We start from the raw sequence: 18,401 nt of genomic DNA on the forward strand, positions 1-18,401 counted from the left end.
TCAAGTCGTCGCTGTTTCCAGTCCCAACTCTTGTGGAGAGAGAACCTGTTTCCAGTTTTCATAAATAATGCGGTCAATCACTTCCTGGGGGAACTTTGGAAATGCAGTTCCTTCCACCACTTGATTGACTTTGTTTAATCCGGAGATCACCTGTTCGGGAGTAGCAGAAGGGAAATCAGAGCCGTAAATCAATTTGTCTTCGACACCATATTCGAGCGCAGTCATAAAGGCTTGGTAGTGTCTGAGCGGTCGATAGTGAAGTGCCGACACATTCGAGTACAGGTTAGGGTGTTTGCGGATCAGGACAACACATTCAGATTCCCAGGGATGTCCCATATGCGAAATGATCATCCTGAGATCCGGACAGGCGACGGCGATGTCTTCTAATTGAATCGGGTTTGAATACTTTAAAGGCCCGGGACGAACGAACGAAGTTCCCTGATGAATATTAATTGGTATATTCAGTTCTTCCGCTTTTTTGAATAAAGGCAGATGCTTGGGATCTTGTGGGTTCCAGTTCTGATAAATGGGAGAGACTTTCAGGCCTTTCATGCCCAAATTCTGGACGTAGTGCGTCAGCTGACCAACACAGTCGGTGTCATTCGGGTCAACAGAACACCAGGCGACAAAGCGGTCGGAATGCTCTTTTGCAAACTGAGCAATCAATTCCTGATCGCAGTTGATGCCACAAAAGGGGGCTTTGATTCCAAACACAATGACTTTGGTACAATTTTGGGTCGCTTCAAGTAACGCATCCGGTGTTGAATCAAAGGCATTCTGCTGATCAGACTCTGAACCGGCAAAATAGACATCAGTTGAATTCTTCATTTTTGCTTTTTTGGCTGCCCAGGCAAACTCAACGAATTCATCAGACAGATGATCTGGGTACCACATTAAATTGGTATGTGTGTCAATTAGCATGAGTATTTCATCCAAGCAGAAACTGTATTTTCAACAACAAGAAAATTAAGAATTTAACTTTAATTGTGAGGCTTATTCCGTTTCATATTGTGTTTTGGCGCGAAGTAGATGTGCCCGCATTCGTTCGCGGGCTAATTCCACATCGCGATTTTGCAACACTCTGGCAATTGCCAGGTGTTCTTTCATCCCCTTTAATGATGTTTTGGGAGGCAATTCCTGGTAGACGCCAAATAACGCCATCTTCATGATTAAGGGATCAATTGTTTCCAGAAGAACAGAACTTTCAGAAAGTTCCAGCAGGGTCCGATGAAAGGTGTAATCGATCTGCCTTCGATCTGAATCGTTAAGATCGTCAAATTGTTCAATGATGCGTTTACAGTCCTTGACCAGATTTTCAAGTTCAAGATCGTTGGCTTTGATGATCACTCGATCAATGACCTCTGATTCCAGTAAGAGACGAAGCCGATAAATATCGACGATTTCCTCGGGAGTCGCATCAACAACCTGCCAGCCTCGTCTGGGAACGCGAATAAAAAGGCCCCGTGCACAAAGCCAGTCCAGTGCCTGACGAACTGTTCCAAGGCTGGCGTTGAGGTCATTGGAAATTTCTTGCGCACTTACGTTTTGCCCTAAAAGGAATTCACCATTCAATAGCTTTTCAAAGATCCTACGGTAAGTGGCTTCTGTTTCTGTTTCTCGATTGAAGTCTGACGCGGATACATTTTCCGGATGTTTCGTTTTCGGTTGTTTAACAGCAGTGATACGACCATTGTCACTTGTCGTGACCCACCCCTCTTCAGCGAGAAGATTGATTGCCTGCCGCACAGTGGTGCGTGAAATATTCAGCTCACGCGCAATCTTAAATGGAACAAGAGTGTCGCCGATGGCAATTTGATCGTGAAGAAGCTGAGAGAACAAATAGTTGTAGACGCGAGTTGTTAACGGCCCACGATCCGGATTCGATAAGTCCTCGGATACTTCGGTCTCTGGTTCCTGCTTTCTGTCGGTCCAGTCAGATAGTTTCAGGCGGATCATGTAATTTTATCTTATTTTAGATTGAGATGAGATTGAGATGAGATTGTTGTGTTTTTATGCCATTGAACAATGGGATGAATCATAGGGATATTAAAAAGTAGTTGAAAATTAGTTTTATTAAACTAGATGTAGTGTATTTAGTTTATAAAAAACACTTGTTGTGTCAACTGGTTTTATATGGTTTTTCAGTCTCTATTCTTTTTTACTTTCTGGTGACCCGTTGAAAGTGGTTGTTCAGACAAATTGTCCTCTGATTGCGAAAAAGTCATCTAATCTGAGACACTTTGATTCGGATTAATGAAAGCCCAGCAGAGGGTTGCTGCCAGGTAGATTCCTGCAAATAAATAAAGAGTCAGATTCCAGTTAGGAGTATTCATTTCTTTAATGTATGTGAAGAGATTAGCGACGACGATAGGTGACACATAAGTCCCCACACTGCCCAGCATGTTCCCGACCGCGATTACTACTGAAGTATGTTTGCCTCCCAGATCCATTGCAGTAACCCATGTAGAAGGATTACCTACTCCGGAAAGAAACGTGCCACACGAAATGAGATAAACGGCGGAAAACGGTTCTGCCCAGGCTGCTCCCAGAATGCAGATGGCGCATATCAGATGCGAGAAAACACCGACAAGTGATCGACTATAATATTTGTTACCAGTCCGACTATAGATCAGATCAATTAATTTTCCTCCTGTCAAAGTGCCCAGGACCACTCCTATTAATGGCAACATGGCAAGCAAGCCGGCTTCCTGAACAGAGACCCCACTGGAATTTTGCAAATAGGAAGGAAACCAGGTAATAAAAAAAGCATAACCAAAACCACGAAAAGCCAATTGCAAACAAAACAGCCAGATATTTCGATTGGAAATCATCTGATAGGTCAGAGTGCTTTTATTAGTATGTGCTTTTTCCTCGGTATCATTCTTTATAATTTTGTTTTGGTTCCCGATTAAATTGACTTCTTCAGAATTGGTATGTGGATGATCCTCAGGCTGGTCTCGAAAGAACAGGAAAAAAAATATCACCCAACAGAGTGAAAATATACTGAAGAGAATTAATGGAAATCGCCAGCCAAAAGGGACTACGAGAGAAGCGGTTAATCCCGTAGCAATAATACTGCCAACTGACATGAAGCTTCCCATGAGAGAGCTGGCGATGCCACGTTGGGATTCTGGTGCCCAGTTTTTGATCACTTGAGCAGTACAGGGGACCATGCCTGCCTGAGCAAGACCCAGAATGAGCCGTGAGATCCAGATTAAACCAAACGAGTACGCTACTGCAGTCAAGAGATTTGCAAATGCGGCAAGCAGGTGTAAGAGCGGGAGCGCTATGCGGTTTCCGAGTTTTTGTCCTAACAATCCGCCTGGAATTTGAAACAAAAAGTAACCTGCAAAGAAGACTGCTAAAATACGGCCCATTTGCAGATCGTCAAACGACAAATCTTTTTTAATGGTACTGGCAAGTGGGGCAAGGCCGGCTCTAGGCAAGTATGCGAGAACAAACCCTAAACTTAATGCAGCCAAGACCATATAACGCGTGTGAGTTGAGGCTGATTTTGAAGTATTCTGGTTTTCAAAAAGCGGATTCATCTACGATGATTCCTGCCTAAGATGATAGGAACAATATTTAGCCTCAGAATGAAACTCAATCAAAGAGACGAATTGAAATGATGTGCGTTAAATAACCATATTCATTGACAGTGATGGTTACGTGATAATATCCAGAATTGGTTTTCCATAATCGATTTCCAGTCGTTTGCGACCGGGGATATCTAACCTATGTTGATCGAGTCCCAGTAAACGATAGAGAGTTGCATGGATGTCTGTCACATAATGTGGTGATTCGACGGCATGAAAACCTAATTCATCTGTCGCGCCGTGTACGTGTCCCTGTTTAATTCCTGCACCAGCGAACCAGACTGTGAAACCATGCGGGTGGTGGTCGCGACCACTGGGCATCTTCGTACTGCTACCACGCACTTCGACTGCGGGAGTACGACCAAATTCGGTACAGAAGACAACAACAGTGTCATTCCACATTCCACGGCGTTTCAAATCTTTCAATAGTCCGGCGATTGGTTTATCAACGCGTTTACAGGAACGTTTATGATTCTCTTTCAACTTTTGATGGGAGTCCCATTCACCATATCCACTTAAATAGACCTGGGTGTAACGTACTCCGCGTTCTGCCAAGCGACGCGCAGCCAGCAGGCGACGCCCGTAAACTGCCGTTTCTTTGTCATCAATGCCATACAGACTTTGAGTCTCTTTGGTTTCTTCTGTCATATCGAGAACTTCAGGAACGGAAGATTGCATGCGGTATGCTAATTCATAGGAATTAATACGGGCACGCAGTTTTTCATCGCTGGGATATTCCACCGCAGAAAGCTGATTGAGTTCATTGATAAACGCGTATTGGTTTGCCTGTTCCTGCTCTAAAATTGTTCTCGGCCTCGCACCAAATGGGAGCGGATTTTTAGGATCCAATGAAAGTTCCACGCCCATGTATTTCGGACCGAGGTAGTTCGGATTGAAGTTTTCTTTCACTCGAGAGTCAGTATAAGAGCCCAAAAAGACATATTCAGGTAGATTTTTATTCAGACTACCTAAGCCGTAGCTGAGCCAGGAGCCCACTACCGGTTGTTTTTGATCAAGTTTATGTCGACCATGATGAATCTGGAATTCGGCGGCATGATCGTTGTCTGTTGTGTACATCGATCGTACAAACGAGATATCGTCAACGCAGGTCGCGAGGTGTGGCCACCAGTCGGTGATTTCGATTCCCGACTCGCCATGCTTTTTAAAACCCACTTGCATGGGCATGATCTTGGAATGTTCGCGTTTGACCATAACTACAGATCGTGCCCGTTCCCTATAACGCGGGTCTTTGAAAGGATCGGGATAAATGGTATCGGAAAACGTTTTTCCACCGTACTTATTCAATTCCGGTTTAGGGTCAAATGTTTCCATCTGACTATAGCCACCGGAGAGAAAGACCCAAATGACTGATTTTGCCTTTGGTGTAAAATGAGGGCCTTTTGTTGGGTCACTACTTTGCGTACCGGCAGCTTGTGTTAGATTCTCCTGGCCTAAGAGTGTGCTCAGTGCCATACCTGTTACGCCGAAGCCAAGATCTGCTAAAAAACTACGGCGATGAATCTGATTACATTGAGGGAAATTCGTGGTAGGGCGATATTTCATGAGATCTATCCTGCTATGTTTGAACGCAGATGAATTCTAAATTTATTATCGAATGGTGACAAAATCATTATGGCTGAATAATGCCTGGACGAAACTTTCTCTTGCTCGAACTTCTGGTTCTGTGGCTGGTTGACTAAAATCGTTCTTTATTGGTTTTTTCGTTTGAGAAGCTGGTTTTGTTTTCGCTTGTGAAAAGAGTTGTTCTTGACCAGAGAGGAATTTTGTTGCTGCGATTTGCTCTTTATCGCTGGCAGGTCGAGTGAGGATCAGCTCAAATGCGCTTTGTATAAAGGCCTGGTTTTTTTGCTCACGAGTTTTGTTCTGGTCAACAAGCTGTGACCATAACTGGTCCGCTATCTGTCGTCCTTTTTGAACAGAAAGTTGACTGTTTGTTAAGGCAAGTGCCTGTTGTGGCATGATGCTGCTTTTGCGTTCATAGCAGTCGGTGGCACTGGCTGCATCAAACAGTTCCAGGAATTCCATTTTTGCCTCGCCGTGATGAGAGTAGTAAATACTTCTACGGTTAGTTGTCAAACCTTGATTTTGTTCAAGCTCCTGCCCAAACATTTTCGGGTCTAAGTCTTTGGCAAGATAAAAAAGACTATCGCGAATTACTTCCGCTTCCATGCGGCTCGTGGGGAATTTCCAGAGCAGGTGATTATCACGGTCTTTACTATGATTCACATGTTGTGGATCGACGCCTCGCGAACTACGCTGATAGGTTTTGCTGAGGACGATCTGACGGTGAAGATGTTTCATACTCCATTGGTGGTCCATCAATTCCACTGCTAGCCAATCAAGGAGTGCCGGATGTGTTGGTTTGGCTCCACTTCGGCCAAAATTATACACTGATTTTACAATCGGTTGTCCAAAGTGCCGCATCCAGATGTGATTGACGGCAACTCTTGCAGTTAACGGATTATTCCGATCGACAATCCACTGCGCGAGTGCTGTTCGTTTTCCGGTGCTTTGTTTGGGATACTGCGGACTTAACTTTGAATATGTTGTCGTTGTTTCCTTAACAGCATTTTGGGCAGTTTTCAGTTCTCCTTGAGATTGTGAAAGCTGTTTTTCAGCGGCTTGAATTTTCTTGGCACGTGCTTTGTTTTCTGATGGTAGCTGTTTTGCTTCCAGCAGAGCAAGCTTAGCTGATTTCAACTTAGACTCAGATCGACTCAGGTTTGCTTGACGTTCAGCCTGACTGGCAGCTTGTTCCAGCGCTTCAAAATTCTTTGTTTGATCAATATAGCGTGCTTTCGCGGCCTGGACGCGTGCAGCGTATTCCTGTTTGGCATCACGGGCAGACCTCATTTTGAATTGGACCACGTCCCGTTTCAATTTTGCCAGATCACGTTTCTCAGTAGCAGCTTTGATCTCTTGTTGTAACTTTTGTTCTGCTTCTGTTAACGGTTTGTGTAACACGACCTGCGAAGTTGCCGGGGCACTACTGAACCGAGTCGCTTGCCAGTTTTCAATTCCAGGAATGTCTTCACCCTGGCGATAATTGGGAAACTCAAAGTCAAAGCGCTGGATCTCTTCAGAGCCATTTTGCATGAAGACAATGTCGTCAAATTCGGCAACACTTCCAGGGTGGGCATCCAGGAAAATTCCTCGGTTTTTTGCACCAATGGGATTCCAACCATTCAAGGCAATTGGTTTATGATCGACGATGACTTTGGAATCGGCGATCTGAGTGATTGTCAGCTCGGCAATGTCTTTCTCAGGCTGTAGGAGAATATTAATTTGAAAATGTAATTTACCTGAATCCGTTTTGTAAGAACCGATTTCTGCTTTGCTGGTTGTTCCTGGTGCAAATGTGATAATCTTGCCAGCATGAAAGGCAACATACAAATTTGTTCTGCCTGCTGACAAATCATTCGATAATTGGAAATTCACTAAACTGTCAGATAGAATTTTGAGTTGAAATCGAACCAGTGTTTCTGTGTCAAATGATTTCCAACCCGACATTTCGTGTGAGAGCGTACGACGCCCCTGAGTCGCTTTCAGTCGGAGTGCCTGGCGATTGATTAAACGAGGTTGTTTTGAATTGGCTTGTGAAATTTCAGCTTTCTGTTTTACTGTCAGATTTAAAATCGTTTTTGCCAGTAATGCTTCCTGTTTTTTTAGCGATTGCTCCAAATGGGATTTCTGTTGTTCCCAGGCTTTCAGTGCGGCTTGATAGTCTGATTCTCTCTTTTGAGTCTCTTCTTTGATCACAAAGGGTTTCAGACCGGGGTACCAGGCAGTGACGGGAAGATCAACCTTACCAAACTGAAGTTGGTCACCCTTTAAAAACTTGATCGCCGCAGCTTCAGCAGGAGGTTTGTCTTTGACGAGATTCTGTTCGAGACCTCCGGTGTAAAATTTCGCTTTTGCATCCAGCTTTTTATCATAGATGCGGACCATTCCGGTTCGGACTGGCCCATTTCTGACACCTAATTTATATTCAGGAAATTCGCCAGGATCGGCTTCACCGGGAACGCGATCATGTCTGAGGTCAATCGGTTCGAAAAATGAACGGAACGAGAAATATTCTTCCTGACCGATGGGGTCATATTTGTGGTCGTGACATTCACAGCAATTCATTGTGAGACCGAGAAACGCTTTGCTGGTATGTTCTACATTGTCTTTAAGCCACGTGTGGTAATTCCAGCGATAGAAATTCCGAACGATAAAACCGGTGGCGACTAGATTTTCCAAATCGTTGGGAGCAATCTCATCAGCGGCAAGCATTTCCATAACCATGCGATCATAGCCTTTGTCCTCATTGAGAGAACGGATGATCCAATCGCGCCAACGCCAGGTCAGCGAATAACTATTGGTCATATCTTTCGCACCTCGGCGTCCATACCAGTCGCTATACCGCCAGACATCCATCCAATGTCGTCCCCAACGTTCACCATACTGTGGGCGTTTGAGTAAGTCTTCTACGACTCTCTGGTAGGCATTTGGACTGGAGTCGTTCAAAAACGCGTGCAGTTCCTCAGGAGTGGGAGGCAGGCCGATTAAATCGAGATAGACTCTTCTGAGAAGTGTTGCTTTGTCTGTCTCGGGTTGGGGAATTAATCCCGCGCGTTCCTGTTGATAAGCAACAAATGCGTCAATGGGATTAATTACTTTGGTCTGCACAGTGGGAATGGAGGGGCGTTTGATCTGTTGAAAAGCCCAATGATCAGCGGGGTCTGCTTCTGGCCGATCGTTATCAGGAAATTTTGCACCTTGTTCTATCCAGAGTTTGATTAAGTTCACTTCGTCTGGTTTTAATTTTCGCCCCTGACCTTGTGGAGGCATTTCGAAGTCAGCATCATCCGTGAGGACTTGATAAAGCAGGCTTTCTTTCGAATTGCCTGCGACGAGAGCAGGGCCAATCTCTCCCCCTTTAAGCATGTGATTTCCGGAATCCAGCCTCAGGTTCGATTCTTGTTTCAGAGTTCCATGACATGCGAAGCAATGTGCTTGCAGTAATGGCTTGATTTGTGCTTTATAATCGACAACGTTAGGCGCTGTTTGTGCGTAAAGCGGAAGGCCCGTCAGTGAAATCCATCCAACCATCGTTTTGGCAAATTGCCACTTCATAGGACAACTCCTCATCAATTTAAGATCAGGTTGTAGCGAGTGAGTGTCTTTTATTCACAACGTACATTTAATTACCAGGATCGTCAATAGGGAAGCCTTTGATTTCCCAAATCAGTAATAAGGTTTCCTTAAATATAAAACTCATTCGAATACGATCTGAATCGATAGCACTTAGTTCGTATCTTTACGCACCAGTTTCCAGACATCTGATTCAAAGTTGTTGCCAGTCACCATCCATAAGCCATTGTCAAAAACAAACACACTGGCGGCGTGTCTGGGTTTCCATGGTGTATCGGGTAATTCGTACCAGTTCACTCCATCATCAGAATACCAGACATCATTTCGATTTCCGCCTTTTCTGTTATAACCTTCCATGACCCACATCCGGCCATCAAAGACGGCCACATCATGATATTGGCGAGGATACCAGGGAGCCGCTTTAGTGTGTTGTTTCCAGTGGACGCCGTCAGCTGAACTCCAGACATCGTTATAGAAGTTCCGTGTGGGAGTGGTTGGCGTGTCATAAGTACCGCCTCCCAGAATCCACATTCGATCTTTGAAAACGACATTGCCGCCAATCATTCCTCGTGCAGACCAATAGGGTTCTTTTGGTTCAATCTTGTTCCAATGGATGCCATCTTTCGAATTCCAAATGTCGCGATAGAATACTTCTTTGGATGGACCGAATGCCGGCATCGTCTGGCCGCCGATAACCCAGATTTTATCTTTAAATGCCAATGTGTAATGCAAGGCACGGGGAGCCCAGGGAACATCTTTGGGACTCAGCCTGTGCCAGTTTTTTCCTTCTGATGAGTTCCAGACATCGTTTTGGTAGTGCCCCTGATTGACATCGCCTCCCACGATCCACATTTTATCTTGAAAGACGACATAACCAGCGGTATGTCTTCCTTCCCAGTCTTTGAACGGGTCGAACTGTTTGTCTATAAAGGTATTCTGCTTGATCAGATTCCAGTGCAGGCCATCGGATGATTTCCAGACTTCGTTGTTACAGATACGTGGGAAATACTTTTTATCGCCGGGATTCCAACCTCCCAGTAGCCAGAGTTTATTCTGGTACACCAATGCGCCAGCACCATCGCGAACGGCAAATGGGGCTTTCATCGTGATGTTTTTCCAGGTGTAGCTGGGAACTTTACGAGATTTACTAATTGAGACATTAATTGTTGATGAGGCCTGATTACCAACAGCTTGCAGGCGTAGTAAACAGGATGCCGTTGGTGTATTGGGAACATTCCACAAACAACTCCCTTGTTTTATGGGGACCGATGCAATTTGTTTCCAGCTTATTCCGTTATCGCTTGAGCAGGCAAGATTGAGAATTGTTTCAGGAGCGATGTTTGTCTTGCTCCAGACGATCTGATGGATGCTTTCTGCTGCTAATGTCGCTTGATCTTTGGGAGACACGATTTCGAGTTCGGCTCCGCTTAACCACTTGACATCAGCGAGCATAAGAAAACCAGCGACGACTATTACTGTACGATGAATCATTCTAGCCATGTTTTAATCTTTCATCAGATCGTGTTCAGGAGTGAAAGCGAACATAGGGGGGGGCGATGGTCTTACACAAAACATTCTGGTTTTCTGTGAGGATTTTTCTTATCGGCAATTTAGTGTTTATTATCCACAATAAACACATTAAATGCATTCGTCAAGCAAAATTACAGTTGATTTTTAAATATGCTAAGAAATTGTTGCTGAGGTTTATTCACATTCGACACCGTATCAACAACAAAACAAGTTGTGCTGATGAGCGATATCATGAGCCGTTGTGTCGTGTGCTCCTGAAAATATCAGTTCATTCTGTACCAGGATTCCTCTCTCATTGTGTAGACTGGGAAGAAACAACAGACAGAGTACCTCGTTAATCCTACCTTGATTTGAAACATGAAAGCCCGCCATGAAAACACCACACCATCAGTCTACCACTTATAATTTCGTTTTCTTCCTGTGTTCTATGGCATTGGTCCTTCTGTTTTCCAAACCGATTTTGGCGGGAGAGACCAAAGAGAAAGCAGCGGCATCTACCCGTTCAATTATCTGGATTCAACAAGAAGGAGGTCGCAAGCATGATAAAATTCGCGGCATGGTTGTGGACGGAGCCGGTAATTGTTACGTCACCGGGGAATTTACTGAAGAGGCCCAATTTGCTGATAAAACGGTGACCAGCCGCGGCAGTATGGATTTTGTGCTTGCCAAATATAGTCCCGCAGGAAAATTACTTTGGTTGCAGACAGCAGGTGGGACCGACATCGACCGAGGTTACAGTGTAGCCGTCGATCAGGTAGGAAACTCGTATGTGACCGGTCATTTTCAGAGCCCTACATTTCAAATCGGGGACAAAACTCTAAGGAACCACGGGGACTATGATTATTTCATTGCGAAATATGACCCGTCAGGCAAACTGTTATGGACCCAAAGTGCAGGGGGGACCGGTTATGATTACGGACACGGAATTGCAGTGACACCACAGGGAGAGTGTTACGTAGCTGGTTCATTTGCGGGAGAGATTACATTTGGAAACTCTCAATCGAAAAACAGAAAAGGCCGTTCGTTGTTTGTTGCCAAGTATGACACCAATGGAAAGTTACTTTGGAGTCAATTGGCGGGAAATGGACGCAGTCAAAGTGGTCATCAAATTGCCGTTGATACGAATGGGAACTGTTATGTGTGTGGTTTTATTTCAGGCGTTGTCGAGTTTGCTGGGAAACAGATCGGATCTGATACCAGACAACAGGATATCTTTCTCGCTAAACTAACACCGGATGGGAAACTTGTCTGGTCGGCGAATTCCGGTGGTCAGGCGAATGGTTTGAGTACTGGAGTCGCCGTCGATCAACGGGGGAATTGCTATCTAACAGGAATGTTTAAAAATAAGGCCGTATTTGGAAAAACAACACTCAAAAGTGCTGGAGAACATGACATTTTTGTGGCCCGCATCAATTCAGATGGAACCCCTGCCTGGGCTTATTCCGGTGGCGGAGAAAAAATTGATTATGGGCTGGGTATAGCGACAGATCGCGCGGGAAATTGTTATGTGACCGGCGAATTCACCAATGATGTGATGTTTATGGGACAGCATCTGACTCATCTTGGCGGGCGAGATCTATTTATCACGCGGTTTTCTCCAGAAGGCAAACTTGATTGGTTGGAAATGATGGGGGGAAAGCATAGTGACTTGAGTTATGCGATCGCCGTGGATGGTAATAATCATTGTTTCATTTCGGGGGCGTTTTCTCCGGCAACTCAATATCAGAGTCATCAACTGAAGAGCCGCGGAAATAACGACATTTTTTTGATTAAGATGAGCCAATAATATGATACAACGCTGCTGTATATTTCTGTTCGTAATCAGTCTTTATTTTTCTACCGGTTATGCGCAATCAGTGGTTAAGAAGCCGGTGGTAAAGCCTGCGCAACTGGGAGGAGCGCCTCTGGCAGAAACGCGTCGCAAAGCGATTAATGTGCTGCCGTTTCAGCGCCAATTGGATGCCAGTAAAATCAAAAGATGGCTGGAGATCAGCTCGCAGTGTACGATGTCTGAATTTGAATTGTTTTTGTCTCCGCTTTCTGTTCAAGAAAAAGAGTTGTTGAAAGTCATTGAAAGTAAGCCAGCTCCAATTGTGAACCGACTGAAATTTGAGAATCTACGACATGTTCTAAAACAGAAAGCACTCGTTTCTTTACGCGTGGAAGAAGAATCCGCGCATGATCAATTGGCCCATACGACTCCTGCTGTCGAAAATTTGCTCTATGGTGCTTTTGATGTCGTGTTTGCGAGTGTTGGACCTCCCCATGGTTCACCACGTTATGGCGATGTGATTATCCGTCTCAAAGATTCTGTAAGAGAAAACGGCTGGGCTACTCCGTTTAGTGGCATGCATTTCATGTATGCGATTCGTCATAAGAACGCCCGCAAAATGCAAGATATGTTGGCGGCTGGGAAAACCTTACCAAAGTCACCATATAATCCACTCAATCTGGGTTTTGATGACCGTTTACATTTTTCGCATTATGTCGTTACTGAAAAATCCTGGAACAAGGCGCTTGCCTATCAGGCAATCCTAGTGCATCGTAACTTGGACGATTCTCTCGCCAGCAAAAAAGTCAAGCAGCGTTTTGCAGAAATGTTGTCAGAGAAAAATCCACAAAAATTCTGGAGCCTGTTTATTCCTCCTCGCCTGAAGAATGGAACGCCACAACAGGATGCCGAAAACGTACCATTTGGTTATCTGGAAGGCAAATTTGACGATCAGATTTCGAGTGACTTTTTTACTTCGATTGAAGTCCCTGCTGACAAGCTGTCTGAAGTTCAATCCTGGCCTGAGGCCCAACCATTTCTCCACTTGATTCACCCTAAGCCGGCCGGTCAGCCCTGAAAATAACTAGAACCTATGTTTTCAGGGTAAAGACTTGAGTACGCTTCGATGATCACTTATTTTCATGCAAGTGATACGCTTTGATCACAGTGTGAACGCCATTTCGTAGCAATTGATATGGCGTTGAAAGACGTTGATGACATCGTTTTTGTCGCGATGAACAGAGTGAACTTTTTCGTGTGGCGAACATGACTATACTCTTTGAGTACAGAACGTTACAAAACTTTCTTTGGTATAGGTTATTCAAATTAAGCATAATCAATCTGGCGCGGGTCATTTCGAGATAACTAGTGTGATCAACTGGAGATAATACAAAAATAAAAATTTGTTACGCGCGCGACGCAGAATTCAGGATTTTATGTTGCGTCAGGAACGTGTCAAGCTGTCTATTTTGAAGTAAATAGAACAATATTTTTTGATTCATTGTAGTGTCCAGTCAGTAAAAAGTAAAAAAAGTGAAAGAGTCAAAAAATGAATCGAACAAATTAATGCAGATGTTTAAATCGAAAATAAGCTGAATAAATTGTGACGCGCAAAAATGTTTTTATATGAAATTTTGGAGAGCTCTCAGTGCATGCCAGGCAAGAGTGTTGACAGCATGACAGGCTTGCTACTAAAAAGTAAAAGCCGTTCGAAAAGAGTGAGTCTGTCATATCTACAAGAATTGAATTCTGGGTTCAAAGCGGGATTACGAATCTCACAATGCGGTCATCTGATTTAATTCTTACTATGATAAAACTTCAGTTCGTATAACAATATACCAGGGGAGAAGCCAGTCGATGCCATTTTTTCAACACGCTAGTTTATTTTCATTTCTTAAAGATAAAGGGATGAATTTTTTAACAGCTGTTTGTTTTCTCTGCCTGAACTTGGTTTATTGTGACGTTTCGTTTGCAGACTGGCCTCAATTGCGGGGTGAGAAGTGTGATGGCCATGCCGAGGAATCAAGTATCCTCTCTCGCACATCGGATGTGCAACTAAAAATAGGTTGGAAAAAAGCACTTGGAAGTGGTTATTCGAGTGTGGTCGTTGCAGGAGACCGCATTGTGACAGGTTACTGTGACGACAAAGAGGGATATCTTGTTTGTTTCTCCGCAGAAGATGGTCGTGAACTTTGGAAGCATCAGACCGGGCCCAGATGGAAAGGTTCGAACGGTTCATTTGATGGGCCGATTGCAACTCCGGCGGTCGGTTTTGGGCGCGTTTTTATGATCACTCCTGCGGGTGATTTATTCGCAGTGAAGTTGAAGAGCGGGGAGTTAGACTGGAAGATAAATGTTGCAGAAAAATTAGGGATCAAGCCAATTTTTTATGGGTTTGGTGCTTCCCCCATTATTCATGGCAAGCATCTTTTTATTCAACTGGGACCACCAGCGGGAACGCTGTGTGCGCTGAATCCGACGGACGGGGAAGTGGTCTGGTCTCAAGGAACTGATTCTGTCGGTTATCAGAATCCAGTACCGATTGTTTTTAATGGGAAAACAGTTTTGTTGTCTGCCGGAAATACACAGATTGCCGGCGTAGATACACAAAGCGGAAAAGCATTATTTGAATTTACACATCAGGGCCAGGGAGCCCGTGGTGCCTGGAGCCTGATTCCAGTTCCGATGCCCGGCAATCTGGTGTTTCTTGCGCATGATGACACGCGTTCCAAACTGATTGCACTCAAAACTGGTAATCAAACAAAGCCGATTGATGTGGAAGAGGTTTGGGAAGAGCGATCGATACGTAACTCCTACAATGTTCCAGTTGCGGTGGGGGAAAATATTTTTGCGTTCAGCTCACGCATTCTTACATGTGTTGATGACAAGGGAAAATTATTATGGCGTTCACGAAAGCCAGGGGATGGGTTTATTTCAGCAGTTGATAATCATCTGATTCTGTTGACCAAAGCCGGTACGATGCACATTGCGCGTGCCAGCGTGAGCGGTTATGAAGAGATCACACAGGAGAAAATCTTTGATGATGTAACCTGGTCGCTTCCCGCCATACATAAGAATTCTATTTTTGTACGAAGTATAGGCGAGATTGCGCGTGTTAATATCGTTCCTGGGAAAACATCACCACAGCGGCTTGTCAAAAGTGAGCCTGTCGGTGAGAAATTCCAAGCGTTCCTTGACCGTGTGGAGAACGCAAAAGCAACTGACAAAAATAAGGAAGTCGATCAATTTTTAGCTAAAACTTCATCAACACCTTATATCGAAAACGGTATTGTGCACTTCCTGTTAAGAGGAAATTATCAAGATGCTGCGGTCGCCAGTGACCTCTTTGGTGCGCGACAAGAGCGTCGGATGCAATCCGTAAAAGGAACCGATTTATTCTACTTCGCAGCAAAAATTCCGAATGACACACGAGTAAGCTACGTTTTTATCGCTGACTATAAAACGATCTTGGATCCTCTGAATCCTCGGAAAAATAAGAGTTCATTGTTTGTGGAGGATATTGAGATCGTGCATTTGGTTGGCGGCGAAACACTAACGATGTCATGGTTTGATATGCCTGGGCGACCAAAGTCAATTGAGCCCGACAGTAGTCAAGCTCTTGTAGGTCAGTTGTCTACAACTCATCTCGTCAGTAAAAATATGAAGGACGAGAAGATTCCACTTACGGTTTATACCCCGCCTCAATATCCACTGTCAGGTAAGTCCTATCCCGTAGTCTTCGTCCATGATGGAGAAGCAGCGATCAAATTGGGAAAACTGCCACATATTGTTGAAAAACTGATTCAGTCTAAGACAATTCCAGAGGTGGTTGTTGTCTTCATTCACAGGCCATTTAATCCCATGCTGGGGGCATTCGGTTACGAGCAGATGTTTGGGACTGAGCTGATACCGATGATTGAGCAAAAGTATCAAATTTCGAAAAAGCGTAAAGATCATAGTTCTTTAGGAGGCGGTTTCTCAGGTCTGATTGCTCTTACCTCTGCCATGTCGAATCGAGATCAAATTGGTCGTCTCGCAATACAGTCTGTTCATGCATTCGAACTTCATCAGCTGATGATTGATGGCGCTCTGGCAACCGCGGGGCCTAAAAGCGATATTTTGATGCAGTGGGGAAAATTTGAAGTTACAAACCCCGAAGAAAATTGGGATATGGCGAAAACATCGGACCGTATCAGTAAGCAGCTTTCAAAGTCAGGTCACAATATTCAAGCTCAGGTTGTCAATGACGGGAGCGATTGGATCTGCTGGCGAAGCCACGCGGCAGAAGTATTTAAGTTTCTTTTGTCAGAGTCGAAATAATTGCCTTCAATAAGCAAGTTTGTACGCTTGTCGAATCCTCTGAACTTACCAGGTGAGTTGCGGCGTCCTTCACAGTTGATATGATCAATGTACCTACGCTAGAACGCGAGATAGGTGAGTGCTAGCTCGATAATATATCGTAAATGAAGTATTATTGCTGGAAAAATTGATAAAGTTCAATCCCAAACCAAAGACCAGCCATTTTTTATTTGATTTTCTCCAAAGCAGCAGGCATGCTGTAAGCGAGTAGCTTGATTCTTTGTAGTAGAGTGGCCAGAGAATCAAGGAATTTAGCATTTCATGCTGCAGCGCCAATTGCTTCATTCAAAATTTACAAATTCTACTACTTTGCTGTTAACATAAGTTTTATTTGAAAATATTGAATACAAATTGGTCTAAATGTAGATCCATTTATATTAGATTCGAGCTTATTCTCGAATGATATATAGGCATAGTATGTCTTGTAATAATTGTTGTAGGTGATTCTTATGACAAATTGTTTCGTCGCACTACCGAAAGATGAAGAAGGTAAAAATGTTAAAACATTTCTATTTAAAGAGAATCGTTCCAAGAAAGTACGACAAGTCCTGTGGGGAGATTGGTTGACAGTAAAACGTGATATGGGTGATGGCTGGTTGGAAATTGAATGGGCTCCTAACAGCGAAGAGCCCGAGTTGCTTTATATTCCCAAAGAGCATACTACCGATACCCGGCCATTAGAAATCGTGTTTTTGGATGTCGGGCAAGGTGATGGCGCGGTGTTGATTACTCCAGAACGCGGAGAAAACGAAGCTGTCATGGTAATTGACTCGGGTGACTCTGACAACATGCATGATTTTTTGGATAAACGATTTAAGCCTTACAATGAGCAGTTTCAATTTCATGCAGCTGTTATTACTCATCCTGACCAAGATCATTATCAGGGGTTTAATAAAATATTTTCATCAGAAAAATTTGGATTTGATGTTGTATATCACAGTGGATTAGTCGAGCGTCCGATAAGTGGAACTTTTGAAAAGCTCGGTGGTCGAAGTGAAAAGCTGTCTAATAAGAAACGCTATATCACTGCATTGGCTGAGGATAAGAGTGATGTTGAACGACTTTTTGGTGGAGCTGTGGATCCTGGAGACTTTCTTTTTCCGAATCTGATGCGGGCAGCACTCAATAACCAAAACATCAAAGACTTCAAAATGTTATCGACTGAACACGGCACAAAAGAAGCTGGCACGATTTGGATGCCAGGATTTGCCCCCTCGGATGGTCGGGCCTATAGTATTGAGGTGGTCGGCCCAGTAGTCGAAACTGTCGATGATGGTAAACCAAAACTGCGCTCTATTGGTTCTTATGGTGAAACTAAAAATGGTCACTCAGTAATTCTACGTTTGCATTTCGGTGGCATTAAAATTCTATTTGGTGGAGATTTAAATGACAAAGCTGAAAAGTTCTTACTGAAACATTATGCAGGAGTAAGTAAATTTCCTCGTGATGATTCACCACAGTATATCGAAATGATCAAGTTGGCTTCTAAGAAATTTCGCGCTGACATTATGAAGGTTTGTCATCATGGTTCCGAAAAAGTGACAGATGCATTTCTTGAAACAGTATTTCCGGCAGCGTTTGTTATTTCATCGGGAGATAGCGAGGGTCATGTTCATCCTCGACCTGATCTTTTAGGACGCCTTGGTAAAAAAGGACGTAGCAAAGCGCCAGTAATCTTGTCGACAGAACTCCAACGCTCTACTCGTGAAAAAGAGGATAAGAAGCTTGTTGATCGATTACTGAAACGTATTGCAGATTTGGATGCTGTTCCTAGTGAGAGCGTGAAAGATAAATTCGAGAAAGACATCAATTTATTAGGTCGCTCAAATGTGACCGTTTATGGCACAATTTATTTAAAAACAGATGGCAATACTCTTATCACTGCATTTCGCATAGAAACTGGCAGTGAAACTAAGAAATGGTTTACTTTTCACTACGAATTAGACGATGAAGGTGAATTGAATCTGATTGGCTAGTGATTTTTGGTG

At 43.9% G+C, this 18,401-nt stretch carries 10 protein-coding genes; 4 read left to right on the top strand and 6 right to left on the bottom strand.

The window, feature by feature from the left end; all coding sequences use genetic code 11:
* The 6 genes from V144x_RS13560 to V144x_RS13585 form a co-directional block, all read right to left on the bottom strand.
* Window positions 1-921 (bottom strand): amidohydrolase family protein, encoded by a 921-nt coding sequence (locus V144x_RS13560; protein ID WP_144985690.1) that lies wholly within the window; start codon window positions 919-921, stop codon window positions 1-3.
* A gap of 72 nt (window positions 922-993) precedes the next feature.
* Window positions 994-1,956 carry a GntR family transcriptional regulator gene (locus V144x_RS13565; RefSeq protein ID WP_144985691.1) on the bottom strand — a complete coding sequence of 321 codons (963 nt, stop codon included), beginning with the start codon at window positions 1,954-1,956 and terminating at the stop codon, window positions 994-996.
* 269 nt (window positions 1,957-2,225) lie between these two features.
* Window positions 2,226-3,548 (bottom strand): MFS transporter, encoded by a 1,323-nt coding sequence (locus V144x_RS13570; RefSeq protein ID WP_144985692.1) that lies wholly within the window; start codon window positions 3,546-3,548, stop codon window positions 2,226-2,228.
* Window positions 3,549-3,665: 117 nt separating this feature from the next.
* Window positions 3,666-5,159 (bottom strand): DUF1501 domain-containing protein, encoded by a 1,494-nt coding sequence (locus V144x_RS13575; RefSeq protein ID WP_144985693.1) that lies wholly within the window; start codon window positions 5,157-5,159, stop codon window positions 3,666-3,668.
* A 45-nt stretch (window positions 5,160-5,204) separates the two neighbouring features.
* Window positions 5,205-8,735 carry a PSD1 and planctomycete cytochrome C domain-containing protein gene (locus V144x_RS13580; protein WP_197998919.1) on the bottom strand — a complete coding sequence of 1,177 codons (3,531 nt, stop codon included), beginning with the start codon at window positions 8,733-8,735 and terminating at the stop codon, window positions 5,205-5,207.
* A gap of 171 nt (window positions 8,736-8,906) precedes the next feature.
* On the bottom strand, window positions 8,907-10,253 hold the full coding sequence (locus V144x_RS13585) for a Kelch repeat-containing protein (protein ID WP_144985695.1): 1,347 nt from the start codon (window positions 10,251-10,253) through the stop codon (window positions 8,907-8,909).
* Between the two features lie 400 nt (window positions 10,254-10,653).
* Between V144x_RS13585 and V144x_RS13590 the strand changes: the two genes are divergently transcribed.
* The 4 genes from V144x_RS13590 (at window position 10,654) to V144x_RS13605 (ending at window position 18,389) form a co-directional block, all read left to right on the top strand.
* Window positions 10,654-12,069: an SBBP repeat-containing protein gene (locus tag V144x_RS13590; protein ID WP_144985696.1), complete on the top strand. Its 1,416-nt coding sequence runs from the start codon at window positions 10,654-10,656 to the stop codon at window positions 12,067-12,069.
* 1 nt (window position 12,070) lies between these two features.
* On the top strand, window positions 12,071-13,132 hold the full coding sequence (locus tag V144x_RS13595) for a hypothetical protein (protein ID WP_144985697.1): 1,062 nt from the start codon (window positions 12,071-12,073) through the stop codon (window positions 13,130-13,132).
* An 830-nt stretch (window positions 13,133-13,962) separates the two neighbouring features.
* Window positions 13,963-16,374: an outer membrane protein assembly factor BamB family protein gene (locus V144x_RS13600; protein ID WP_197998920.1), complete on the top strand. Its 2,412-nt coding sequence runs from the start codon at window positions 13,963-13,965 to the stop codon at window positions 16,372-16,374.
* Between the two features lie 479 nt (window positions 16,375-16,853).
* Entirely contained in the window at window positions 16,854-18,389 is a 1,536-nt protein-coding gene (locus V144x_RS13605; RefSeq protein ID WP_144985699.1) for a ComEC/Rec2 family competence protein, read from the top strand.
* Window positions 18,390-18,401: the final 12 nt, after the last annotated feature.

It is taken from the genome of Gimesia aquarii (assembly GCF_007748195.1).
In the GTDB taxonomy this organism is placed as follows: Bacteria; Planctomycetota; Planctomycetia; order Planctomycetales; family Planctomycetaceae; genus Gimesia; species Gimesia aquarii.